A 24531-nucleotide genomic window follows, 5' to 3' on the forward strand; every position below is an offset into this window, starting at 1 on the left:
CAACTAACTTAGGGGCAGGTAGAATAATCACCCAATAACAATAATGCAAACGATTATCAATTAGATTTAATTATAGCATCACACTTTACACAATCTCGTCCCGATTTTTTAGCGTCATACAATCGGTCATCGGCAATACTAAGGAGTTCAGATATAGTGACTTTAGGATCTGTGATCGTACTTATGCCCATGCTGCACGTCATACTTAATTCGATATTTTCAATTGGCACCGCAATCTTGCGGATCACAGCTTGCAGCTTTTGAGCAACAAAATGCGCCTGCTCATGACTTTGTTCTGGAAGCAAAATGACAAATTCATCGCCACCAAAACGGCCTAAAATATCAGAATCACGCAAGTTAGCTAAACACGCTTCAGCAAATGAGGTGATCATCGTATCCCCCACTTCATGGCCGTACTTATCGTTGTATTCTTTAAAATTATCAATATCACACATAATAATTGAAAATGGTTTTCGATTACGGCGATAAGTCGCAAGCACTTGAGAACCCTTTAGGTCAAACGAGCGGCGATTATTCACCCCTGTCAGGTAATCGTTATACGCTAACTCGGAGTATTTTTCTTTTTGTTCTTTTGTTCGTTTCACATAATGTAAATTAAACATAAGAAGCGCAATAATGACGAAAAAACAGCCCACAATACTCAGCAACGATAAAGACACAATGGTTCGCCAATAATCTTGCTGCTTGGTGACCACAATAATGAAAGGCAAATCTTTAATTTTACGAGCATAAATCGTATCAATAGTGCCATCGTTGTATATGTCAGAACTGAACACCACTTCGCCATTTTTATACAGCGTTTCAAACACCTCTGGTTTGATTTTTGACACATTAAGCCTTTTCCCAATAATTTCACTTCCTTTTGGCACTGCTGACAACAACTTAAGATTAGAACTTAAAATCGCAAGCCCTGTTGATGAAGGCAATTCCAAATGACGGATGGTCGAATTAAAGAAGCTCAAATTAGTAGAGATCCCTACCATACCCAAAAAGTCTTTATTTTTGTTGGTAATTTTATGACCTTGAATCACCACATCTCGGCCAGCCAGATCGACTAAAGGCAGAGTAACAACCTCGGTTCTTTCTTTGTTTTTCTTAAAAACCCGGCAATACTCGCGTCGAGAAACATCAACGCCACTCAGTGTTTTACTGTGCGTTAATATACAATTCTCATCAATAATAAAAGCTAAAATAGCGTTAGGGAGTGCATCTTCTTTTTCTCTAAGGTAATCAAGTTCTTGCTGATATTTTTCATTATTTCGATCAGCAGAATGAAGCCCTCCAGAAGAAAGGTCCTCAACCATATCCTTTAAGACTAAAGACGAATCATGGAAAGATTTAGTCAGCCACAAATCAACAAAACTGGCATTAAATTGCAAACGATCAATCACTCGGTTGCGGTCACTTTGATACGCGCTATAAATATAGGATGCAGAAAGGAAAAAAATAAGAAATCCAATGATCAATGAGCTATAAAAAAATGCACTTCTCTTCCTCATACCTTTCCTATTTTTGTGACAGCCATTCCATTTCAAGCGGGAATATAACATAGGATAATAATTTGTAAAATCAATGGCCAAATTTTAAGCCTTTCTAAAGTAATGAATCTTATACAGTTGATTTTTTTATAGCGACATAAAATGTGATCTCCCTTGCTTTTTAGCCCTCTTCTTATTACTCTCCCATCCACTAGGTAATTATTACTTTACCCCTACTTGTTTTATAGGAAATCACCTTGAACCAAACATCTTTCTCATCACTTAATCTGAACCCATCTCTTCTGCAAAACCTAGACACTTTAGGCTATACAGAGATGACCCCAATTCAAGCTCAAAGCTTACCATTCATGTTGGAAGGGAAAGATGTCATTGCCCAAGGAAAAACAGGGTCAGGTAAAACAGCAGCATTTGGTCTTGGCTTACTTGCGAACTTAGACGTAAAGCGTTTTCGTGTTCAATCATTAGTATTATGTCCAACACGTGAATTGGCTGACCAAGTTGCGGTAGAAATCCGAAAACTTGCTCGTTCTATCCATAACATTAAAGTACTGACTTTATGTGGTGGTGTTCCATTTGGTCCACAAATTGGATCGCTTGAGCACGGTGCACACATTATTGTGGGTACCCCTGGTCGTGTTGAAGAGCATCTTCGTAAAGGTTACTTAAACCTAGACAATCTAAATACGTTCGTATTGGATGAAGCGGACCGCATGCTAGAAATGGGCTTCCAAGACGCGATTGACCTAGTATTGGATCACGCACCAGCTAAACGTCAAAACTTATTGTTCAGTGCAACGTTCCCACCGCAAATTAAATCAATTGCCGATCGCATCATGAATAACCCAATCATGACGAAAGCAGAAGATAAAACGGAAGAAACGTCGATTACACAGCACTTCTACAAAGTCGACGATTTTGAAGACCGTTTAAAAGCACTTCAAATCTTATTGCTTAAGCACCGTCCTGAATCAACGGTTATCTTCTGTAATACAAAACGTGTTACTCAAGAAGTCGCTGATGAGCTTCGTCATTTCGATTTCAGTGTGACAGCACTTCACGGTGATTTAGAGCAACGTGATCGTGATAAAGCATTGGTTCGTTTTGCTAATAAGAGTACCTCTATCCTAGTTGCAACCGACGTTGCGGCTCGTGGTCTTGATATTGACTCTCTAGATGCGGTGATCAACTTTGAGTTGTCTCGTGATCCTGAAGTTCACGTTCACCGTATTGGTCGTACTGGCCGTGCTGGTAAAAAAGGCATCGCATTAAGCTTGTTCAACAATAAAGAAACAAACAGCTTTGCTCAAATCGAAGATTACATGAGCTTAACTCTTAATGATGAGCCATTACCTAGCGAAGATCACCTAAGCGAACAACCTCATTTCCCTGAAATGATCACGCTTTGGATCGACGGCGGTAAGAAAAACAAATTACGCCCAGGCGACATTCTTGGTGCACTTACCGGTAAAGACGGTGTTGATGGCAAGCAAGTAGGTAAAATCAATGTATTTGATTTCCATGCTTATGTTGCTGTTCATACTTCAATTGCAAAGGCTGCACTACAGAAGCTAGAAACAGGCAAAATGAAAGGCCGTACGTTCCGTGTAAGCCGCATGCGCGGTTAATGCCACATACAAATAAAGAGTAACATCAGCTAACGTGATAAATCGCTTAGCTGACGTTACATACAAAAAAGGCCGAGTAGATACTATCTACTCGGCCTTTTTTATTACTGTCTATTTAACGATTAAGTTTTATACCGCTAATGGCATTTCGCTTGATGGTGGTGTTGAGTGTACTTTTCTCAAACCATAAATCGCTAATAACGACATCAAGAACATAATCAACCCCACAGGCATTTGACTGTTGGCAGGGATCATTGATGCTGCCATTGTTGTCAAACCTGCGCCTAGGTTTTGCATACCCCCTAATAACGCACCAGCCGTTCCTGCATGATGTGGAAAAGGAGATAAAGCCCCTGTTGTCGCAGCAGGAAATAAAATACCCGCGCCTAAGAAATACAGCACAGCGCCACCAACTAAAGTGAGTGCCGTGGTTAACCCCATTATCCCAGGGATCAAGACAATCGCAGAACCAAAGACGATAGACACCAAACCAACGTCTAATGATTTTTTCTCAGACCAACGTTTTGCAATCACCGTCGATAAACCCGCGCCCGCTAAATAGCCAGGAATAGGTAAAATAAACAAAATACTCACGGTGGTTGCTGGTAATTTTAATTTACCGCCCAGTAACACCCCTGCAGCGGCTTCAAACACGGCAACACCCGCAAACGTAGCCACTAAACAAATTAAATACCCCTGAAAGCGATGTTCTGAAAATACATGACGGTAGCTTTTTAATACTGGTTCTTTACGACGAACTTCAAGAGGCAATGTCTCTTTCATTGACGTTGTCATAATGATCATCACAGCAATACTAAACAAAGCTAAAAATAAATAGCTTGAACGCCAACCAAACGCTTCCGTTAAATAACCGCCTAACACTGGTGCCATTAACGGAGAGAACATCATGCACATACTGATTAAACTGTTCGCTTTGTGTAATTCAGCGCCAGAGAAACAATCTCTTGGCACAGTACGACACATCACACCCGCCGAGCCGATACCTAAACCTTGAATAAAACTACCAACAAGGAAATAAGTATAGTCATGCGCAAATAATGCTAATAGTGCACCAACAATGTACAGAGCAAGACCCGATAAGATAACAAATCGACGCCCTAAACGATCAGATAATGGCCCATAAAAAAACTGAGATAATCCATAAGGGATCAAGTAAACGGCCATTACTGCTTGTAATGATGCTGGACTTACTTTGAATTCACTTGCCATGTACCCAATTGAAGGTACATACATAGTTTGAGTCATTTGACCAACAGCAACAAGGATTACGATCAGAAAGCTGAAGGTACCAAGTGAATAAGATTTTTGCATGACTGCTCTCCAGAAAAAACAGTAATAGATAAGAAAAAAGAATAAGTTAAATTGGTTTGTGACAAATTATTTAAATAAACGGTTTGTTATTATCACGACCCTAATGGCGCGAGATAATAGTCTTATTCAGTAAACCTAGCAATTTAAATTCATGTAATTTCAGGAGAGTTTTTTTACGCATTTGGATTAGTTTTTCTAATGAAATAATTCTCGTATTAACCGCAATTAAATAGGCTATCTTTGATACAAAAAAAGCCAGATAAATATATTTACCTGGCTTATATCAACAAATGAAGATCAAGTCCTCAAAACAACACGGTTACGACCTTGTTTTTTCGCTTGATAAAGTGCTTTATCTGCCCTTTCTAACCACTTAGCAATTGACTCGTTAGGCGAACGTACCTCTGAAATTCCAATACTGCTCGATACCGATATTGATCCTAATGGTGTTTCAACGCGTATCGCTCTTATCTTATCTAACAGCTCATTAATACATTTCGTGGCTTGTTGCCCATTTTGGTTTGGTAAAAGCATGACAAACTCATCACCACCGAGTCTCGCAAACACATCGCAGTGAGTGATGTGTGCTTGGCATATTTGAGTAAAGCTTCGTAATACTTCATCCCCTTTATCATGCCCATAGGTATCATTGATCTGTTTAAAATAATCAATATCAAACAAGATCGAAGCAATTGATGTTGGATTTGATTTTGCCAACTCAAGTACCTGTTTGGCATTTTTTTCAAATCCTCGACGATTTAAAATCCCCGTTAATTCATCATGCAATGCGAGCTTAAAGTAATGATCATTTTGAGAAAGTAATTTGGATAACAAAAAGGTATTTTTCATTAATAACGCAATCACTAACGAAATCACTAAAATAAAAGAAATAATAGAAATATAGGCATAATCAGCCCAAAAATACTTAGGCTTCGATACGATTAAAATAAAAGGGTAACCCGGTACTTTTTTTGCAAACACCATTTGATTAAAACCGTGATGCTTTCTTATCGCTTCAAAAAACACCTCTTGATTGTCAGCCAATCCTTGAAGTATTTCAGTCGACTCTTGACTAATCACAGGACGGCTACCGATCTTAAGTAATTCAGTTCTATTGGTCGCCAATACCATAAGATCAGAGCTTAAAATTGACACCGACGATTTTGTCGATATATCCAAGGTACTTAAAGCACTAGAGAAAAAATCTAACCCGCTTAAAATACCAACCATACCAATAAATTTATCTGATTTATTGGTGATTCTAACCCCTTGAGCAACAACCGTTTTACCCACTAAATCTACAAATGGGTCAGTAAAAATAGTATGTTCATTACTCTCTTGTATTTGTTTGCAATACTCACGAGAAGAGAGATCAGCACCTACATCAGAAGTTGCATTAACTAAGATACATCGGTTATTAATAGCAAATATATTCGATGCATTAACAAGCATCTCCGCTTCTATATTGAGTAATTTTTTTTGCTCATTTAATACCGTAGGATCCAAAGGAACAGTCAATAAATGATTGTTATGAAGATCCGTTGCCATTCCTTCTAAAACGTTATTTGAATGCTTGTATACTAAATTTAACCACGTAGAAATAAAGTTTGCATTAAACCTTAATTCACTTTCCAATCTTTTATTATGCTGCTGATAATTATTTGAAATAGTAATGATTAATACCGTAGAGATTAAAATCACAAATAACATAGAGCTATAAAAAACCGTTGTCCTCTCTTTCATGTAAAAAACCAACTAAATAACACTTATGGATAACGCTACACTAATAACAGTTACATCAACAAGAGAATCTTTACTTTAATTTTCCATGTGTATAGTTTACGAAACATGCACTCTCAATAAAGAAACATAAATGGATTATCTGACGACGACGCCATTTCGACCACTTCTTTTTACTTGATAAAGTGCTTTATCCGCGCGCTCTAATAAAACAGAAAAATCATCGTTCTTTGTTTTACTTTGTGTAATACCAATGCTGCTCGATATCTTCAATTCACCCTTTGAAGTCTTAACTGATAATCTTCGAATTTCATGTAACAGCTCAGTCATAATAAGTGCCGCTTCTTGGCTTGTTTTGTTTGCCATTATCATCACAAACTCATCCCCACCTAAACGGGCAAAAATATCCTCTGGTGACATCACACTAGAACACGTTTTACTGAATACCCTAAGAACTTCATCACCCCTATCATGCCCATACGTATCATTAATCTCTTTGAAAAAATCGATATCAAAAATTACTAACGAAAATACGACGCCTTCATCTTTATATTTCTCTATAAAAGATGACATGACCTTTTCAAAACAACGACGATTGCATACCCCAGTTAATTCATCATAAAGCGCTAATTTAGAATAATGCTCAGCTTGATATAGTAGTGTCTGAAAATAATACGCATTTTTAAAAAGAAGAAAAGATAAGAGGATCATTAGCACAGACACAATAAAAACAGTGATATAAAGAGGAGTAAACCAATAATACTTTGCTTTAGTCACCAATATCATAAAAGGTAAATCCGATACCTTTCTCACTAAAACACCTTGATGCTCACCATTATATGTTTTAGCGGAATCAAACATGACTTTTTGATCGTATTTTAATCCTTTGATTTTATTTTTAGGGATATAAGAAAAATCTATTTTTTCGCCAATAGGTAAATATTGCGGTGCTGAAGAGGCTAATACCGTGAAATCACTGCTCAAAATAGAAATTGTTGAATTCTCTGATAATTTAACACTTTTTAGAGACTGATTAAAAAAAGTGAAATCCGTTAATATCCCAACAACACCTGCAAAGTTATTATTTTCATCCGTGATTTTAACCCCTTGAACTATCACATTACGATTCAAGATGTCTTTGAAAGGGGAAGTAATGACTGATTCAATATTTTCATCATTTTGCTTTAATGTTTGACAATACTCTCGAGAAGAAAGATCAACGCCACCAATCGTTTTTGTATTCAATAAAATACAATTTTTATTAACCACAAAAACATGAATTGCATTAATCAGCGTTTCATACTGAAACTCAAACACTCCACTTTGTTCTTGATAAGATTTAGCAGACAAAGGCAACGTTGCAAACCCATCTTGCTCTAATGTATCCGAGAGTTGATGTAGTACATCATTTGAATGATAAAATGCGGTTTTAAGCCAAACAGAAACAAAATTGGCGTTAAACTCTAAATCACTTTCTATTAGTTTACTTTGTTTATTGTGACTTTTAACCACATAAGTAACAGAACAAGCTAGAGCCACGCCAAGCAATAATAGCGACCCTACTGAAACAATATTTTTTACCCTCATTATCACCTACAAACATTCACAACCACGAACAATGTTAACAAGGTACATTAATAACATTTACATCAACATGAATCATTTACCCGTTTAATGCCCGTATCAAAAATGATACACATTCTTAATGTGAATAAAATTTATTTATAAAATATGACTCACATCACACTAATTAGAGGCATTGGTTTAATAAATAGACACCGCATGGTGATCTATAAATATCAAGGTGACATATTGAGTTATTCAAAACAAAAAAAACCAGCTAACGTATTAGCTGGTTTTTTGAATCAGGCATTATCTGTTAGATAATTATTGAGCTACTGGCTTACGTGCAGGGCGTGGACCTTGACGACGCGGTTTTGTCGCATCTGATTTTGGTTTACCACTACCAAAGTTACTGCCATTACCGCGGTTTTCACCATTGCCTTTCGATCTAGGTTTACCACCATCAGTAGGACGTTTCTTAGCATTACCGCCCTCTTTCTTAGCAGCGCCACCTTCTTTATTCTCAGTGTTACGTCTTGGAGCCGGTTTAGCGCCTTGCTTATGGCCACTGCGGTTTTCACCTGAACGTTGACCATCTTTATGCTCTACACGTGGCGCCTGTGTTTTCTTTGGTTTTTTCGCTTTTATTGGGCGAGAATCCAATCTTGACTCAGGTACTTTCATTTCAGGTTCAAAACCTTCAAGAACATGACGAGGTAAGATTTTTTGAATTAGACGTTCAATCGCGAACAATTCACTTGCTTCATCTTCACTCACAAAAGAGATTGCTTTACCCGTTGCGCCAGCACGACCAGTACGGCCAATACGGTGAACGTAATCTTCAGGCACTTTTGGTAAGTCAACGTTGATAACTTGTGGTAATTGCTCGATATCCAAACCACGAGCAGCAATGTCTGTCGCTACTAATACACGAACTTGACCGCTTTTGAAGTTAGCTAATGCTTTCGTACGTGCACCTTGGCTCTTATTGCCATGGATAGCCGCAGAGCTAATGCCTTTCTCTTCAAGAGTCTTCGCTAAACGATTTGCACCATGTTTAGTTTTGCTGAAAACCAAGACTTGTTTCCAGTCATTGTCTTTAATTAGCTTAGTAAGAACACGCGCTTTTTTCGTTTTATCAACAACGTAAACTGATTGTTCAACCGTTTCTGCCGTTGTGTTACGCGTTGCTACTGAGATCTCAACGGGGTTATTTACAAGCCCTTTTGCTAACTGACGGATCTCATCAGAGAACGTCGCAGAGAAAAGTAGATTTTGACGGTTCTTAGGTAATTTATTTAAGATCTTTTTAATGTCGTGAATAAAGCCCATATCTAACATACGGTCAGCTTCATCCAATACTAAAATTTCCAGTTGATCGAATTTAATTGCGTTTTGATTCGCAAGATCCAACAAACGGCCAGGGGTTGCAACCAATACATCAACACCTTTACGAAGGCGTTGCATTTGTGGGTTTGCTTTAACGCCACCAAATACGACATCAGAAGTCAGTGGAAGATTCACACTGTATTTTTCAACACTTTCATGCACTTGCGCTGCAAGCTCACGAGTTGGTGTTAAGATTAATGCACGAACTTGGTTAAACTTAAGTTTTTGACCTTTTGATAAACGCTCAAGAAGAGGAAGTGTAAAGCCTGCTGTTTTACCTGTTCCTGTTTGAGCCGCCGCCATAACGTCCTTCCCTTCAATTACCGCTGGAATCGCTTGTAATTGGATTGGTGAAGGCGTGCTGTAACCTTGAGCTTCTACAGCTTTTAAAATAGGGGCAGATAAGCCCAGAGAGGTAAAACCCATACTAAAATTTTCTCTAATAATGATCATTAAGCGCAAAACTGCGAGCGCTGTAGGATACAGTAACTGAGAGATTACTCAATCTTTGATTACTGTAACCAATAAAACCTTAATTTATTCAAACCGTATAATTGGCTGAATAAATTAAGGCTATAAAAAAACCGAGTACTTCTACTCGGTTTTTATGAGGCTAATTGAGCAGTGTCAATTAATCTTCTAATTCCGCGTTATGATAAACTTGTTGAACGTCATCACAATCGTCTAATAGATCTAAGAATTTTTGGAATTTCTCAGCATCTTCACCCGTTATTTCCATTGGGTTTTGAGGAACAAACGTAATTTCTTCCACATCTACCACTAGATCAGGGTATTCAGCAGCCAGTGCTGTTTTCACTTTAAAGAACTCAGTGTTTGGTGCAAATACGGTGATCACGCCATCTTCAAGTTCAATGTCAGTGACATCAACATCTTGCATCATTAATGCTTCAAGTACTGCTTCTTCATCTTCACCTTTAAACTGGAATACAGCTTGGTGATCAAACATGTGAGAACTTGTACCAGGGCTACCAATTTTAGCGCCTGTTTTAACAAAACATTGACGAACGTCTTGGAAAGTACGGTTGCCATTGTCTGTTAAACAATCAACGATTACGCTTGCGCCGCCTGGCGCAAAACCTTCATAACGTGCGTGTTGGTAATCTTCACCACCACCGCCATTTGCTTTGTCGATTGCTTTATCAATAATGTGTGTAGGAACCTGATCTTTTTTCGCTTTCGAAATAAGATGTTTTAGAGACAAGTTCATGTCTGGATCAGGACCGCCATTCTTAGCACACATGTAAATTTCTTTACCGTATTTAGAATAAACTTTGATTTTTGCGCCTTGTGTTTTAGCCATTGAAGACTTGCGCACTTCAAAACTTCTTCCCATCGGAGTTCTCTCTTTTTTGTTTATGGACTTTAAATTATGGCGGGATTCTACCAAATTACAGATATGGTGCGCTACTAAAGATCAAGGAACCTTTACGCTACGCCCATTTTTGACTTGTATTTTTCAATAGATTGCTGAAAAAATAGACGTTCTGACTCATCTTCAAGCTTACCCGCCTCGGTTACCCAAAGGTCAGGACCTGCTTTTGCATTTTTTACCTTCCAAACAAAGAACGCAGCTTGCTTATCTAATTCGATTTTATTTTTTTCTTTTGGAGGCAACAACGACAGGTTTTTCATAACAAGCTCATTTAATTAATCACCGCCTAAGTTTAATCTCTTGCCTTACTATTTTCTAGCATTAAAAAATCATCCGTAATCAACACGTTAAAATTGTCTCATTTGCGCGTAATTCCTGCAATTATTTAGGATACTTATAAAGTTAATGTGTATTTTATCAACTAATGATATAAAATCAGCACCCTACCTGCGATTAATGCAGGTCGATATGTTTGCAATTTACATCAATTTTTATATAACCATTACATAGCTAATACTAAATATACATTTAGGTTAATGAGTCGCTCTTTTATGAAAAACAATAAAAAATTCACTTCTACAGAGTTAATCATTGTAGTTATTACTTTAGTGATACTAGGTCTTGCTGCCACGCCTTTCTTACTCAATATTCAACACAATGCAAAACTAAGAGTCATTAATGGCGTTAAAGACGCTACAGAGCACGCAGATAAAATTGCACATGAACAATACAATCAAGGATATGCGGTACAAATTGGCACGACTGACCGTTACTTTTTAGATTTAAATCAAAACGGGTTACAAGACATCAATGAGCCAATATTAGTGTTAGGTCATTTAGACAGTACGTCAGTGGTAACCTCACTGAATCTTCAAGGTAAATTGCTCGTTTCAGAGTCAAAAAATACGAATAACGACGCATTATATATTGGCTTTGCAAACTCGATTGATGAGATTGAGAGCTCACAATGTTATTTCCGTTATGAGCAAGCAACACCGTCTACTCCAACGCCAAGCTTTACTATTGAGAGCAGTGGGTGCTAATAACGACACAATAAAAATGCGCTCCAATTAAAATTGGTGCGCATTAATGATAAAACAATGAAGGTATGAAGGTAGAAATCAAAAATTAATGAATAAGGCCTAAGTCTTTCGCTTCTGCAAGCGTAAGACCACTCTCTCGAATTTCTCGCATTGCTTCAATGCGACGACGTGCTGCTGTTTTTTTCTGACACTCTGTAATATTTGTTACTACTTCATCGGCAATATCGTAATCATACTTGCCTTTCATTTCGGTGATATCACCGTGATCAATAGAATTAATAGACATAATAACCTCCTAAATCCATACCTTTCAGTCGTATGTTTAGCAAAGGAGTGTCTGCTTGGTAAGTCTGTTTATTCTATTTTGTGAGCTAACCATTATTTGTGATTTCTTTTATAAAAAAGACTATCTTTAATAGTATCAGTTGGACTACATTTAAAGTTCTACCCTTGATAAAAAGACACGCGTTTTCTCTCATTTTTCCGCTGCCAATCTTCGACCATTTCAGCAATTCTTACTCCTTGTTGATTTAATTATTCGCGGTGTTTTCTTTTTATTATTCGTGATATCGGTCTTGGTGAGTTACCCTAGTCACAATATTGCTTACAATCACGATAATTATGACCATCAACTCAATCGACATTACTGTTCTAACTGAATCTTCTCCTACAGAATCTCTATTAACTACAGCATCATTAAATACAGGATCTGGTATTACTTGTGAAAATTGCCAAGCTTGTTGTTGTAAGTTAGAGGTGATGATCATTACAGACACTGGCGTACCAGAAGCCTACATAGACCGTGATGAATGGGGAAGTGAAGTGATGTTACGCTCAGAAGATGGTTGGTGTGCCGCTGTCGATCGCGACACCCTAATGTGTACTATTTATGAAAACCGACCGTGGATATGCCGTGAGTTTGAAATGGCCTCTTACGAATGCGAAGAAGAGCGCAAAGAACAGGGCATCGATAAATAGACGCTATATCGTTTCTAAATAAGTTAAATACAAACGCGCATCAAACTCTAATTGATGATACTCAGGCTCCATATGACAACACAGCGCGTAAAAGGCTTTGTTGTGGGCTTTCTCTTTGATGTGCGCTAATTCATGAACCACAAGCATACGTAGCAATGGTTCAGGCGCCTTACGGAACACACTTGAGATGCGTATTTCATTTTTTGCTTTCAGCTTATTACCGTGAATGCGAGAAACAAACGTATGCAAACCCAACGCATTATTGACAATGTGTATTTTAGGATCGTACACCACTTTACTTAAGGGTGATGATTTCTTAATGTACTTGTTTTTGAACGCTTGAGTGTATTCAAATAAGGCTTTCTCTGAGGTAATGTCATGCATCGTCGGGTATTTATTTTTTACCCACTCGGCTAACTTCCCGTTATCTATCATCAGCTCAATCTGTGCCAGAATATGTTCAGGATACCCTTTTAAATATCGCAATTTAGTCATGGTTTGTACTCATGATCTCATTTTACTAATAATAGCCTATTGTACCCTACTTTCTTTGTCGCTACTCTACCCCTCAACGTTCTTGCCCTTGTCATTATTAATCAAAGAGATCTTATGAGTTTTCGTCGTTCCGTTACTAATACCCTCACTCAAATCAAAACGGCTATTGGTGAAGTCATTGAATTTCAATCACGAATTTGGATCATTAACATTCATGAAGGCACTCTAAATGATGAATCTTTTGTTATTAATGAAGATAACTTTGAAGAACCAATGCAATGGATGGTAAAAAGAAAATACAGCGCGGAAATGATAGAAAAAGTGGATATAATGAAACGTTCACAAGTGATTGTTTTAATGCTTAATAACGTCGAGCATCGACTGATTCGAGTAAAATAACCCCTCATCTTTTGCCCTGCACAACCAATGAATCTCTTTTATTCGTCGGGATGTGAATATGTGCTTACTTACATAACAAAGGGCCTCCATGGTTAGAAAGCCCTTAAATTAATACTCTTTACTTATTTAAGATTGCTCTTTGTATTTCGTCATTCTATCCAGTAATCGATTTTTTCGGATAAAGTGATGATGGCAAGCCGCTGCAACATGAATAATCACACTCAAGCCTAATAAAGCACACCCAGCTCGATGAATCATAAAAAAGAATTGATTAATGGCAAGATTTTCAACCACATTATTGACATCAAATAACCAGAAAAATGTGTACGGATGTTCTAACATCAAAAAGCCAGAAACAAAAACAACAAACATTAAGAAATACAACAATGCATGCATAAAACCAGCAACATTCGCTTCTATTGCGCTCTTATGATCGACTTCTTTTATTGCTGGCCGGAAATAAGACCAAAACCATCGAATAATAAACAGTAGGGTTCCAATCGTTGCCAATGACATATTAATGATTGATAACACATAAAAAACGACTGGATAATTATTAATAACTAAATGCATCACATAGCCTGCAATTGTGGCGTAAATGATGATGGTAGCCATTACCCAATGCAATATTTGGCTAAAACGATCATAAGAAGTTGGTAAGTTCATATAACCTCTTTGAAAAATTAGCCATACCAAACGATATGGCCAATTAATTTACAGACTTTGGTTAGATTTTATCCCAAGCCATTGGCCAATCAGAGCCAACACCTGGTGCAAAATTCGTCGCAGTTTCTGTCCACTGAACACAGTAGCCAGAATATGGGAATGGTTTACATTGGTAGATAGCACCGTCTTCAGCTAATACTTTAGTACCTGCTGTGTAGTTTTTTACATTTTCAGGGAACACAAACTCATAATCACCCGCTGGAGGTGGTGTTTGCGCTTCCATCAGATGGAAATCAGCCGTAGTTTGCTCGATTAACTCACCTTCCGTATTTTTGATACGAGAAACAAGCATGTGATGACCTTCTTCTGACTTAGACAACGTCATAACTACCGGCTCAACATCACCGTCTTTCATATCAACCACGGTATTCGCTAGCGCTTCTTTCGCATGGTTATATACCGTTAGTTCCACATTCATATCACCAGTAGCCGCAAGCGTAAGATCTAACTCTGTCGCTTCTTCACCAATCGTATACATAGGTTCTAAGCCTTGAACATTTAGCTCATAGCTTGGTTCCGGCGCTTCAATTTGGTAACCAATTTCTACGTTATTTAAACCGCTGCCTGATTTCAAATACACTGGATTTGGACCAAAACTAGGTGAGAATTCACCTTTATCATTCAATTGACCGGCACCAATGTTTTCTTGCTCTTTATTGATCTTAGTTGCTAACGCATAAGTCCAATTATTTGCTTGACCTTGTGTTGCGTTATCAATAACCAAACGTGTTGATAATGCAGAGTTCTCACCTGATGTATCAAATACACGTGTGTAAACCTCATCACCGACGTTTAAATCACGAGTTGGGTTAATTTGACCACCTTGAGTCCAAGTTGGATCAACCACACCACCGTCGCCATTAAATTTCACATCAATCACGTTATAAAATGCTTTTGATGTATCACCAACATCCCAAACCGCTAAGATAACTTGATAACCTTCACGCTCAGGAACCACACACTCATGAGAAAAGGTTTCTGGAGCAAGTGGTGGTTGGTTCATGTTATAACCAAGTTCACAAAATGGCGTCAGATCAAAAGAGTCACGCGTTAACACGGCATTTTGATTCCAGTTCTGCTTTGTCATGTAATACGTCCACGTTTTTGTTACGTGGTTTGCTCTAAATGTCCATTCAAACGTTTGTTTCCCAGCAGTAATCGGTCGCTTTACCCAACGATCAGACGTTTGTTCATTTAATTCTGAAAACTGCGATAGACCCGCACTTGCAATTTGGCCATCAGCAGGACCGGATTCAGGGAAGCCCTCATCGCCTTCAACACTTTGTGGTTCCCACTGAACAGAACCACAGTTTGTGTTTTTTTCTTGAGTATCAGACGTCGGATACTTACATAGCGCAGCACGAGATCCCGCAATACCATCATTTGTTTCTGATACGTAACCATGAGCAGCAACACCTGAACTAGCAGCAATCAATGACAGTGCAAGTAGTGTTTTCGTTGAGCATTTATTCATCATTTATTCCTTAAAATTATAATTATATTGTTCATATCACACAGCTAAGGATGAACATTGTTCAATATTCATACAAATCAAACCGAATCCATTTACCACAACCAGAAACGTAAAATAAGGCATTGTTATTTAATATTTATATCAACAAGCCTACTGCGTGAGTGATGGAATGTAGTCTAAAGTCCAAATCAACACGATAAACATCGATATAAAATGGAAGTCAAATCACAAAAGAAATAAATGTAACTCATTGTAAATAAAGAAAAAATCCAATATTCACATCAATACCAAATTCAACATACATTAAAAAAACCAATCAATAACAATTAATTATTCAACGATTAACAATGTGACTCAATACCTAGACGTCAAGTACCAAGGTTGATACAGGACTAAATTTGTTACCTTTATTAACAAATTTACAGTTAACATAAAAGCAACAACCTTGTACCTAATTGTGTTTAAAATGTGAATAAAAGCATACTTATGAAATTACAGAAACGATCAAAACGACAAACCCCATAACCTCCTATTTACTAAGGTTACTATTCTGTGACAATAGCAGCCAAAGTTAGTCAATAACTATCGATCTAGAAACTGTGCTCATCAGGGAATTCTTGGTCACCAGAAACAATTCATCGTCAGAATGGAGCTCAACATGCACAAAAACGAAAACATACCTTTACCCACCAATACCACGGAATGGTTCCTGAATAAAAACAGTCTGATCATTCTCTTCGACGTTATTCTTTTTGCTCTTCTCTATAATTTCTTACCTTTCGAACGAGAGGTTGTGCTTGGATTAAGCATCTTAGTCTTTGTCGCTATTCTATGGCTCACAGAAGCACTGCATGTGAGTATTACCGCCCTTCTTGTCCCTGTACTTGCCGTGGCTTTTGGGATCTTTGATACAGGCAAAGCCTTGAGTAATTTTTCGAACCCAATTATCTTTTTATTCTTAGGCGGGTTCGCTCTTGCAGCCGCATTACACAGACAAGAATTAGATAAAGCCATTGCAGATAAAGTTCTTGTATTAGCAAAGGGGAAAATGAGCACCGCCGTCTTTATGCTGTTTGGGGTAACGGCCGGTTTATCGATGTGGATAAGCAACACTGCAACCACCGCCATGATGCTGCCACTCGTGTTGGGTGTATTGAATAAAGTAAATTCTAAAACAGGTCACAATACGTATGTGTTCGTTCTGCTTGGTATCGCTTATTGTGCCAGTATCGGTGGCATTGCAACCATCGTTGGTAGCCCACCAAACGCGATTGCCGCGGCAGAAGTGGGGTTAAGTTTTACGGAATGGATGGCCTTTGGTGTGCCAGTCACGCTGGTTCTATTACCTATCACAGTTGGTCTGTTGTACTTTCTATTAAAACCAAACCTAAACGAAGTGTTCCAACTAAACCATGCTCCAATCGCTTGGGATAAAGGCAAAGTAGTGACATTAATGATTTTCTCATTAACCGTTATCCTTTGGGTATTTAGTAAACCAATCAACGCCATGCTCGGTGGTTTTGCAAAGTTCGATACGTTAGTCGCTTTATTAGCGATAATTTTGGTCGGTTTTGCTCGCGTTGTAGAATGGAAAGACATTGAGAAAACAACCGATTGGGGCGTATTGTTGTTATTTGGAGGTGGTATTTGTTTAAGTAACATCCTAAAAGCAACAGGAACCAGTGCTTTCTTAGCTCATAGCTTAAGTGACATTTTATCTCAAGCGGGTATCTTTTTTACTATTTTAACGGTTGCCGCGTTTGTGGTGTTCTTAACTGAATTTGCCAGTAATACGGCCAGTGCTGCGCTCTTAATTCCCGTGTTTTCAGGTGTCGCTGAAGTCCTTGGTATTTCACCTGTCGTGCTTTCTGCGATGATTGCTATATCAGCGTCTTGTGCCTTTATGCTGCCCGTTGCCACTCCTCCCAATGCCATCGTATTTGGCTCTGGTCATATAAAACAATCTGAAATGATGCGTGTGGGTATTTATCTCAACCTTGTTTGTATTGTTGTGTTAACGGCATTTGCCTCCATATTTTGGGCATAGTTTACGTTTCATCGGTTAAGTAATACAGATGGCCTCTGCTAAAAACAGAGGCCATGTTGTTTTAACGATTTACGTATTCATTCCAAAGCTCGGCATTTGGGTCATTATCTTGAATCCACTGAGTATTCGCTCTCGCATTCAAATAAAGTTGTAAACCATCAAACAAAGCAAAGGCCATTGGCCCACCTAAATGTTCAAACTCATCAAAAAATTCATCTTCTTGCTCAATCAATAGAGCCAAACTGACGCAGTTATTTTTAATCGCCCATTCAATCGCCTCGGGCTGTGCGATTGATCCATCAACAGAAACAGGCACTAAAGGTAATGTGTGTGTGGTTTGTTTTAGCTGCTCTAACTCTTGAATATCAAGCTTATCTTGCTCTTGGGTTAAAATTTCATTAATGATGGTGTTACGATCTCGACTTGAGATCTCTCGGTTAAATTTCGCTATTTTTAATGCGTAACCAAAACGATCAGACCCCACTATTTCAACAAGCGTCTCTAATAACACCAAATCCAAAGACAATGCTTTTACGTGATGCTCAATACAGGTTTGAATGCTTAAATAGCGGATACCATCAAACTCATAGCCACTGCTTTCGTCATAGCCATCTAATGCTTCATTATCAATGGTAAGATCCCAACCAGTGTACTCTACTCGCGCTTTGGCAATTTCATACATAGGCCATGCACTTTTACCAAAGCCTTCTAGAATTGCCCCATCAAATTCTGATTCCGCCAATTCTGCCTCTGTCCACTGTAAGCCAATACCTAAATGCTTCGCGTATTTGTTCATAAGATCATGTTTTATCTTATCTCTAAACGACCAAATAGATTCAGACACCCCCGCCGCCGGCAGTGATAAGCATTCTTTACATGCAGGAAGCTCTATCCCTTGATGGGTAATTTGACGGATCTGATGCGTCGCTTTTGGAAAAGAAAGTAAATCGAATGAAGGCTCCCCACAAAACCAACAGACATGTCTGAGGTTAAAAGGAATATCAATAAGAGAGTAATGAGACATGGGTTTCCTAAATAGAGCAACATCGTATAGGCGCTAAGTGTATAAGACCTAGCTGATGAACACACTCAATTTTGAATCCATTTTAAAAGGAACGAAGCCATTTACGGTTACTAAAAATAAATTAACAATAAATGGCCCGATAAAACAAGAACGCTATTCTTTTTCTCTCAATGTACGGAACGTATTTATTGCCATAGGAATTAACACAATGGCTAACCCAACAATTAAACATTCCATAAACACCATAAAAATGCTTTGACTCCCAAACATATGAATCCCTTGTCTATTTAGCCGTGTCACCTAGCGCTCATTGGTACTTTGTGTACCTATTTATTATTTGAGCTTATTATTGTAAACCAGTTGATAAACTAATTTCTTAACTGGTCCATTATGTAGCATTTCATACGTAAAATGAATGGTGCCAAAGCTAAATATTTACAATGCATATCACACTTTGCATTTTACTGTTAACTTAATAACATAATTAACTACAGTTAGTTTTGTGATTAGAAGGGCATATGTAAGAAAGGGATTACGTTTATACAGAAGAATAAAAAGTAGCCTTCTAGGGATTAAAGGCCATTATTGTGATTTACCATTCTCTAACTAACAAGCGACTTTGAACGCCTTTAATTTGGAATCCCATGGCGTCGAATACTGCCTCAAAATCTCTACATTGGGGAGGAATATTTGGTAATGAAAGAGCCGCTTCATTAAAAAAACGTTGTTGTTCATTTGGGTTTTTCCACGCCATTTGCCACCAATCAAGAATGGTAGTTTTCGATTTTTCGAGTCTATTTAACGAAGGAACTCTATCGCTTTTCTTTAAATTTAACGCTTTACTCGAAGGCAACAAATTCCAATGATCATTATTTGGCCAATACGAAAAAGGTAAACAGTGATCTACGTGATATTCGTCATTAATCTTAGTTTGACCCCAAACACATTGAATCAAATGACCTTGTGCTTTTAAATCCTCTATTTTCGAACGAATTCGATTCGTATCATGCTTTTGATCTAACCAAACTAAACAATCATGATACGTTTGTAGCGTTATATTATTCTCTCTGTTTGCTTCAAATCGTTGCATTTCAGAGATCCACTGATTCACGACTAATGGTTCAATCCACGAATAATAAAGACGGAAGCACTCCCAAAGATTTTGCTTTAAAACAAATGAACCAAAGCTCTCAAAAAAAGCAGAATCTAACACAATAGTTGACTCTATTTTTCGTCTTTTTGATGGTGCTACTGTTGAAAATTCTTGGTTATTATCTTTTAAAGACCCTGAATAAATAAACTTAATAGGACCCTCTTTCATGGCTTTAATCGTCGCTTGCATTGTTTTTTGCAATGCTTTGGCTTCTTCACCATAAAATACAGCACCGATAGCTAAATCATCCGCAGACAGGTGCTTTAGCTGCTCCCATCCATCTTTGCTTATAAATGCTAAACCTTTTTTGGTATTACTGTTTTGCTGAATGTTTCCGACATCAATTAATCGCTTATACGCTTTAATCCAATAAAGCGCTACTAACCCTAATGGAATTGAGACTTCACCATCAGTGCGATCCATAACACAGCCTGAATGAGCATCGGCAATACGCAATAACACACGTAATAGTGCTAATTTGTAGGTTGAACTTTTACTGTCATTAACAATAATATGACGAACTTTATTAAGATCACCAGAGCCATCATCAGGTAAACTCATGACGACGGTTTGCCATTGAACGTCACCACGCTTTAATGCATCAGACTCAACTTCGGTAACTAACCGTGTATGTAAACAGGCATCTTTTGAAAATTGAGCTAATTCATCAGTTGAACATGAATACGAACTTCGACCATCATTAAAATTGCCATGGCGTAAACTGATAACCAAGCGGCCATTTGGAGCAAGAAGATTAGATAACTTTCTAAAAGCACGAGCACGTGAGCTTACTGGAATATGCATCCAAACCGCGCTAACTAAAATTATATCAAAGCGTATACCTAAGCCTATAGTGTGGCTCAACTCAGGTAATGAGTCATCAAGCCACTGAACTTCATTACCCGTATATCTCTGACCTAACGCCCTCATTTCTTGAGCAGGTTCCAATGCTATAACGGTACACTTTTGCTCTGAAAACCATTTAGCATCTCGACCAATGCCTGCACCAACATCTAGAACCTTATCACCTGAACATGGCCAAAATGGTTTCCAACTAGCATGAACGTCTTCAAACGTTACTGATATGTAATTTTGAAGTAGATCTTCTGAGTGCTGATTATAGAATTTAATATTCTTCATGATCTGCTGTGTACTGCCTTATCAACCTATCGAAAGTTTCGCTGTATCATGCCACATGTAAGCAGGCATTGGATGCTTTAGTTTCCATGTAATGTTCACAAATACTATAATACATAATTTCGTTCCAAGCCCATGCTCTAAAATAATTCATAATACTACTCGAAAGAACAGTGCTTATAGCCCTATTCATGCTATATTGATTTGGCCAATTTAAAGTAAACTAACTTTTAAAGTTAGTTCTAAAAGCCACCTTGTGTGGCTTTTTTTTATTTAATTTTTGAAAATATCTCCTGAGTCAAATTACTTAGCTTCTCACCTTTAACATAAACTTCTAAAAGAATTATTGGGTCTTGGTAGTGGCAATAAATTGGAGAGTAGTCAAGAAGCGCATCCGAAGGAGATAACATAGTAATATCACGTTCAGTGACATAAGCGGCTTTCAAATGTTGTTGTTGACCAGGGAATATAAAATGGTTGGAAATTTTGGCATTTCGACCTTCTAACTGACATAACGCTTTTTGATAAAAAAATTGTTTAACCAGATCTGACCAACCAGGTGCAGTATTCGGCGAGATTGCCCAATAGTATTTCGCATCAATTACAGCAAACTGACTATGTTTACCTCTTTTCAATACGGTATCTGTTCTTTGTGATTTCCGTGCCACAGGAATAAAACTATTATTTTCTGTTTGATATACAGGTACAGGAAGTCTATTGTTTACTTCATATTTCCCAACTAAACACTGATCAAGCATTGCTTCCCATAAATTATGGAACTTACGTACTCCTATTAAGACACAATTAGTCTCATTTCCCTTTTTTTCTCTCAGGTATTTAATTAAAGCTTTTATCAAAAACATATCTCTTTCAGAATAACTAAGCTGCAATTGCCGTTCAAGATATGCAAACTTAGCTTCAATGCTCCTTATAGAGCTAACAAGAGACTCTACTTTCAAATCAAAATGAGAAAAAACACCAAACCATAAAGTTCCATAATCTGACAGTAATTCTTTGATAATTTCTGCATGTATCTTTGCTGTTTCACAATATGTAAGATACCTAGCACGAGATGATTGCAATTCTAAATAAACAGAACCACTAGAAGCAGGATAAGATGAACTACGAGAAATAGTGCGGGACCAATTAACTTTACCAGAGTTAACAGTATTCTCTTTCATTCGACGAACATATAACCCATTAGTTCGGTAATCATCGAGTAGAGAAATAGCTAAAGAGAACTGCCTGCCGCCGATAACCTCATCGCTATTCTCTTGTGCATAAACACCACTATCTTTATCTTGATAGTATTTAAGTAAAGCTTGAAGAAGATAGTAACCTGCGATGCCACCATCTTTAATTGAAGCAAGATGGTTACGAGGTAAAAATACAGCTAAACCATCGCTGTAAGATATTACACCGCAATAATGTACCTTCTTCATATCTGGAGCAATAAGCCCTTGGTCGTGTAATGCATCAATAACTGAGCTCGGTATGGATGTATCAGTAAGAGAAATACGATCCGATAAGTAGAGAATTTTATTCTGTGGCATCTTTTACAATCTCAGTAATTCCTAATTTTTGACCTTTCTCAGCGATTTTCTCTTCTATCAGTGAATTAAAGACTGCAGTATTTTTCCTAAAAGCACTCGATAACTTCCCAAACGTTTTGTATTGAGCTGAGAAAATTTTCTTTGGACCGATATGACGTAAAACATCATCCCATAAGTAAACAAACAACTTGCCATTCAAGGTTTCTTTTGCTGTCAGGCTATCTTTCATCTCCTTTTCAGTTAAGAAGAATGGGCCAATAAGTCGGTCTTCTGCCACGTTGCAGTCAACTAAAGCATCATTAATAATCTTAGCTAGCTCTGCCCAAAAAATGCCATATTCACCATCGCTGGTAGCAATCTGAAAGTTATGATTAGGCACGTCAGGGTTAGAAAAGTCTATGTCAATATACTGAAAGCTCCAACGACGTTTAAACGCTGCATCCATTGGCATGACCGCTTGATCACTACTGTTCATTGTGGCGAGTATTGATAGGTTAGCTGGTATTTCTAGCTGCAATAATTCAGGCGCACCTACTGAACGAAGTTGTTCATTAATATGCACAAGCATATCTGGGTCAGACGCATCTATTTTATAAGTACTTTGACCATTCTTATCCCTATCTAAAAGTTGGAACAACTCGCCAAATACAGCTGCGGCAGGAGCCCGATTGATCTCTTCAATAATTAAGCAGATATGTTTACTTGGATGGGATTTTGCTTCTATTAATGCCTTAGTAAACGGACCTTGGCGGAATTGATAAGCTACGTAGGATTTACCGTTTTCGTCTGTTGCCATGTTAGGTTTAAGTGCACCGACAAAATCACTGTATTGAGTGTCTGGATGAAAGACTGTTACGATTGTGTCGGCTCCTTCACACTCTACATTATGAATGTGGTGGCTCTTACCTGTTCCAGGTGCACCATAAAAGATTTTATTGGTTGCACCTGTAAATGCAGGAGCTTTAGAGTCAATGCTAAGAGAGGATTTAAAGAAAAACGCCTCATCATCTTTCTGAATGGACATGTTATCCCACAGCTCAGAGATAAGCTCAGAGACACTTGCTCTTAGTTCATCAGTATCAAGTAAGCCTGTTTTAACATATACATATTGGTGTGAGGGGGTATGATAATGAATAGGCTCTTCAACATATCCTGCGTTACCCGATATAGAAGTAGGTCTAAACAAGAATGCTTTATCAATTGAACCCCAATCAGCAAATCCTGATGAGGATGGGCTTAATTCAGCATCCAATTTACCTTGCCACCCCAGCGTAGACAAAATCATAAAGATTAGCTCATTCCCACTTGTTGACTTAAATAAATATGGAATAGCTGGAGAGTAGTTGTCTACAAGAGCTTGGTAAGCTGATGGCGATTTTGAAAATGCATAGAGCAAATCACCAAGCACGCCAGAGCTGGCATCTGGGACAGGTAAGGCTTTCAACAAAATTGAATTCATAAAACTGTCTGGCGTGCGATATTTTTTCCCTTTAGCTTTGTCATCATTAATAATGTCTTTTCCACCTAGTCGATTATCTTTTGAACGGAATACGCTAAAAAAATTATCTCTACTATATGTGTCTAATGAAGCTAATACAGGATTTGACGGTGAAGTGTTATTTATCAAGTTGTGAAAATTAACAGCTGTCTTTACCGAACTCTTCACTTGGTCAAATACAGTCATGTAATTACTAAGCAAAGATACTAAAGGTTGGAGCTTTAGTGCATACAAGAAGTAGTGGCTAGGAATATAACAGTGATTTTTTGTGATATTAATTCGAGCTGAGTGATCGAATATCTCAAGATCCAAATCTAGCTGACTAAAAGCATGCTTGGCTTCTTCTGTAAACAAGAACTCATCAAAGTGCCAGCTTGACTCCGGCTCACTCTTATACCATTCACCGACAGTGTTTATTTTTGAAAGCATTACTTTCTTGTCC

Annotated in this window: 20 protein-coding genes; 5 read left to right on the plus strand and 15 right to left on the minus strand. The window is 37.9% G+C overall.

Features of this window, described 5'->3' with window-relative positions; translation table 11 throughout:
• Window positions 1-56: 56 nt before the first annotated feature.
• A complete protein-coding gene (locus AACV33_RS05395; protein ID WP_182699142.1) occupies window positions 57-1520 on the minus strand; it encodes a sensor domain-containing diguanylate cyclase in 1464 nt (487 codons plus the stop codon).
• A 236-nt stretch (window positions 1521-1756) separates the two neighbouring features.
• Between AACV33_RS05395 and dbpA the strand changes: the two genes are divergently transcribed.
• Complete coding sequence (dbpA, locus tag AACV33_RS05400) at window positions 1757-3145, plus strand: ATP-dependent RNA helicase DbpA (RefSeq protein WP_017023519.1); 1389 nt, start codon at window positions 1757-1759, stop codon at window positions 3143-3145.
• Window positions 3146-3274: 129 nt separating this feature from the next.
• On the opposite strand, the gene emrD is transcribed toward dbpA, so the two are convergent.
• The 6 genes from emrD to AACV33_RS05430 all read right to left on the minus strand — a co-directional run bounded on the left by emrD (window position 3275) and on the right by AACV33_RS05430 (window position 10822).
• On the minus strand, window positions 3275-4477 hold the full coding sequence (gene emrD, locus AACV33_RS05405; RefSeq protein WP_023602653.1) for a multidrug efflux MFS transporter EmrD: 1203 nt from the start codon (window positions 4475-4477) through the stop codon (window positions 3275-3277).
• A gap of 297 nt (window positions 4478-4774) precedes the next feature.
• On the minus strand, window positions 4775-6220 hold the full coding sequence (locus tag AACV33_RS05410) for a sensor domain-containing diguanylate cyclase (RefSeq protein ID WP_182699143.1): 1446 nt from the start codon (window positions 6218-6220) through the stop codon (window positions 4775-4777).
• Window positions 6221-6355: 135 nt separating this feature from the next.
• Entirely contained in the window at window positions 6356-7804 is a 1449-nt protein-coding gene (locus AACV33_RS05415) for a sensor domain-containing diguanylate cyclase (RefSeq protein WP_182699144.1), read from the minus strand.
• 300 nt (window positions 7805-8104) lie between these two features.
• On the minus strand, window positions 8105-9595 hold the full coding sequence (locus tag AACV33_RS05420) for a DEAD/DEAH box helicase (RefSeq protein WP_017022624.1): 1491 nt from the start codon (window positions 9593-9595) through the stop codon (window positions 8105-8107).
• A 205-nt stretch (window positions 9596-9800) separates the two neighbouring features.
• On the minus strand, window positions 9801-10523 hold the full coding sequence (locus AACV33_RS05425; RefSeq protein WP_012551547.1) for a YebC/PmpR family DNA-binding transcriptional regulator: 723 nt from the start codon (window positions 10521-10523) through the stop codon (window positions 9801-9803).
• Window positions 10524-10615: 92 nt separating this feature from the next.
• Window positions 10616-10822: a DUF3283 family protein gene (locus tag AACV33_RS05430; protein ID WP_012551546.1), complete on the minus strand. Its 207-nt coding sequence runs from the start codon at window positions 10820-10822 to the stop codon at window positions 10616-10618.
• A gap of 291 nt (window positions 10823-11113) precedes the next feature.
• Between AACV33_RS05430 and AACV33_RS05435 the strand changes: the two genes are divergently transcribed.
• Window positions 11114-11605: a hypothetical protein gene (locus tag AACV33_RS05435; RefSeq protein ID WP_017022623.1), complete on the plus strand. Its 492-nt coding sequence runs from the start codon at window positions 11114-11116 to the stop codon at window positions 11603-11605.
• 85 nt (window positions 11606-11690) lie between these two features.
• Here the strand turns inward: AACV33_RS05435 and AACV33_RS05440 are convergent, their stop codons facing one another.
• Complete coding sequence (locus AACV33_RS05440) at window positions 11691-11891, minus strand: hypothetical protein (protein ID WP_017022622.1); 201 nt, start codon at window positions 11889-11891, stop codon at window positions 11691-11693.
• A 335-nt stretch (window positions 11892-12226) separates the two neighbouring features.
• Between AACV33_RS05440 and AACV33_RS05445 the strand changes: the two genes are divergently transcribed.
• Window positions 12227-12583: a YkgJ family cysteine cluster protein gene (locus AACV33_RS05445; RefSeq protein ID WP_017022621.1), complete on the plus strand. Its 357-nt coding sequence runs from the start codon at window positions 12227-12229 to the stop codon at window positions 12581-12583.
• Window positions 12584-12586: 3 nt separating this feature from the next.
• Here the strand turns inward: AACV33_RS05445 and AACV33_RS05450 are convergent, their stop codons facing one another.
• Complete coding sequence (locus tag AACV33_RS05450; protein ID WP_012551542.1) at window positions 12587-13078, minus strand: M48 metallopeptidase family protein; 492 nt, start codon at window positions 13076-13078, stop codon at window positions 12587-12589.
• A gap of 114 nt (window positions 13079-13192) precedes the next feature.
• Here AACV33_RS05450 and AACV33_RS05455 point away from each other — a divergent pair, with 114 nt between their 5' ends.
• Entirely contained in the window at window positions 13193-13477 is a 285-nt protein-coding gene (locus AACV33_RS05455; protein WP_017022620.1) for a hypothetical protein, read from the plus strand.
• A gap of 126 nt (window positions 13478-13603) precedes the next feature.
• On the opposite strand, the gene AACV33_RS05460 is transcribed toward AACV33_RS05455, so the two are convergent.
• Together AACV33_RS05460 and gbpA are read right to left on the minus strand one after the other, a co-directional pair.
• Window positions 13604-14143: a cytochrome b gene (locus AACV33_RS05460; protein ID WP_065611145.1), complete on the minus strand. Its 540-nt coding sequence runs from the start codon at window positions 14141-14143 to the stop codon at window positions 13604-13606.
• Between the two features lie 61 nt (window positions 14144-14204).
• A complete protein-coding gene (gene gbpA / locus AACV33_RS05465; protein WP_182699217.1) occupies window positions 14205-15677 on the minus strand; it encodes an N-acetylglucosamine-binding protein GbpA in 1473 nt (490 codons plus the stop codon).
• Window positions 15678-16335: 658 nt separating this feature from the next.
• Between gbpA and AACV33_RS05470 the strand changes: the two genes are divergently transcribed.
• Window positions 16336-17724: an SLC13 family permease gene (locus AACV33_RS05470; RefSeq protein WP_017022617.1), complete on the plus strand. Its 1389-nt coding sequence runs from the start codon at window positions 16336-16338 to the stop codon at window positions 17722-17724.
• Window positions 17725-17785: 61 nt separating this feature from the next.
• Here the strand turns inward: AACV33_RS05470 and AACV33_RS05475 are convergent, their stop codons facing one another.
• The 4 genes from AACV33_RS05475 to AACV33_RS05490 form a co-directional block, all read right to left on the minus strand.
• Window positions 17786-18748, minus strand: coding sequence for a hypothetical protein (locus AACV33_RS05475; protein WP_182699145.1), 963 nt, complete (start codon window positions 18746-18748; stop codon window positions 17786-17788).
• Window positions 18749-19340: 592 nt separating this feature from the next.
• Window positions 19341-21044: a methyltransferase domain-containing protein gene (locus AACV33_RS05480; protein WP_182699218.1), complete on the minus strand. Its 1704-nt coding sequence runs from the start codon at window positions 21042-21044 to the stop codon at window positions 19341-19343.
• Between the two features lie 263 nt (window positions 21045-21307).
• On the minus strand, window positions 21308-22591 hold the full coding sequence (locus AACV33_RS05485) for an LlaJI family restriction endonuclease (RefSeq protein WP_182699146.1): 1284 nt from the start codon (window positions 22589-22591) through the stop codon (window positions 21308-21310).
• Window positions 22578-24518, minus strand: a complete 1941-nt coding sequence (locus tag AACV33_RS05490) for an AAA family ATPase (protein WP_182699147.1) — start codon at window positions 24516-24518, stop codon at window positions 22578-22580. Before AACV33_RS05490 ends, AACV33_RS05485 begins: the two co-directional genes overlap by 14 nt.
• Window positions 24519-24531: the final 13 nt, after the last annotated feature.

Source organism: Aliivibrio sp. SR45-2 (assembly GCF_963890165.1).
Taxonomy (GTDB): Bacteria; Pseudomonadota; Gammaproteobacteria; order Enterobacterales; family Vibrionaceae; genus Aliivibrio; species Aliivibrio salmonicida.

Bases quoted from the DNA above. Each gene is read 5' to 3' on its own strand.
- AACV33_RS05435 (WP_017022623.1), top strand. From the start codon at position 11,114: ATGAAAAACAATAAAAAATTCACTTCTACAGAGTTAATCATTGTAGTT.
- emrD (WP_023602653.1), bottom strand. From the start codon at position 4,477: ATGCAAAAATCTTATTCACTTGGTACCTTCAGCTTTCTGATCGTAATC.
- AACV33_RS05395 (WP_182699142.1), bottom strand. From the start codon at position 1,520: ATGAGGAAGAGAAGTGCATTTTTTTATAGCTCATTGATCATTGGATTT.
- AACV33_RS05485 (WP_182699146.1), bottom strand. From the start codon at position 22,591: ATGCCACAGAATAAAATTCTCTACTTATCGGATCGTATTTCTCTTACT.
- AACV33_RS05425 (WP_012551547.1), bottom strand. From the start codon at position 10,523: ATGGGAAGAAGTTTTGAAGTGCGCAAGTCTTCAATGGCTAAAACACAA.
- AACV33_RS05470 (WP_017022617.1), top strand. From the start codon at position 16,336: ATGCACAAAAACGAAAACATACCTTTACCCACCAATACCACGGAATGG.
- AACV33_RS05420 (WP_017022624.1), bottom strand. From the start codon at position 9,595: ATGGGTTTTACCTCTCTGGGCTTATCTGCCCCTATTTTAAAAGCTGTA.
- AACV33_RS05450 (WP_012551542.1), bottom strand. From the start codon at position 13,078: ATGACTAAATTGCGATATTTAAAAGGGTATCCTGAACATATTCTGGCA.
- AACV33_RS05475 (WP_182699145.1), bottom strand. From the start codon at position 18,748: ATGTCTCATTACTCTCTTATTGATATTCCTTTTAACCTCAGACATGTC.
- AACV33_RS05490 (WP_182699147.1), bottom strand. From the start codon at position 24,518: ATGCTTTCAAAAATAAACACTGTCGGTGAATGGTATAAGAGTGAGCCG.
- AACV33_RS05415 (WP_182699144.1), bottom strand. From the start codon at position 7,804: ATGAGGGTAAAAAATATTGTTTCAGTAGGGTCGCTATTATTGCTTGGC.
- AACV33_RS05455 (WP_017022620.1), top strand. From the start codon at position 13,193: ATGAGTTTTCGTCGTTCCGTTACTAATACCCTCACTCAAATCAAAACG.
- AACV33_RS05440 (WP_017022622.1), bottom strand. From the start codon at position 11,891: ATGTCTATTAATTCTATTGATCACGGTGATATCACCGAAATGAAAGGC.
- AACV33_RS05430 (WP_012551546.1), bottom strand. From the start codon at position 10,822: ATGAAAAACCTGTCGTTGTTGCCTCCAAAAGAAAAAAATAAAATCGAA.
- AACV33_RS05445 (WP_017022621.1), top strand. From the start codon at position 12,227: ATGACCATCAACTCAATCGACATTACTGTTCTAACTGAATCTTCTCCT.
- gbpA (WP_182699217.1), bottom strand. From the start codon at position 15,677: ATGAATAAATGCTCAACGAAAACACTACTTGCACTGTCATTGATTGCT.
- AACV33_RS05410 (WP_182699143.1), bottom strand. From the start codon at position 6,220: ATGAAAGAGAGGACAACGGTTTTTTATAGCTCTATGTTATTTGTGATT.
- AACV33_RS05460 (WP_065611145.1), bottom strand. From the start codon at position 14,143: ATGAACTTACCAACTTCTTATGATCGTTTTAGCCAAATATTGCATTGG.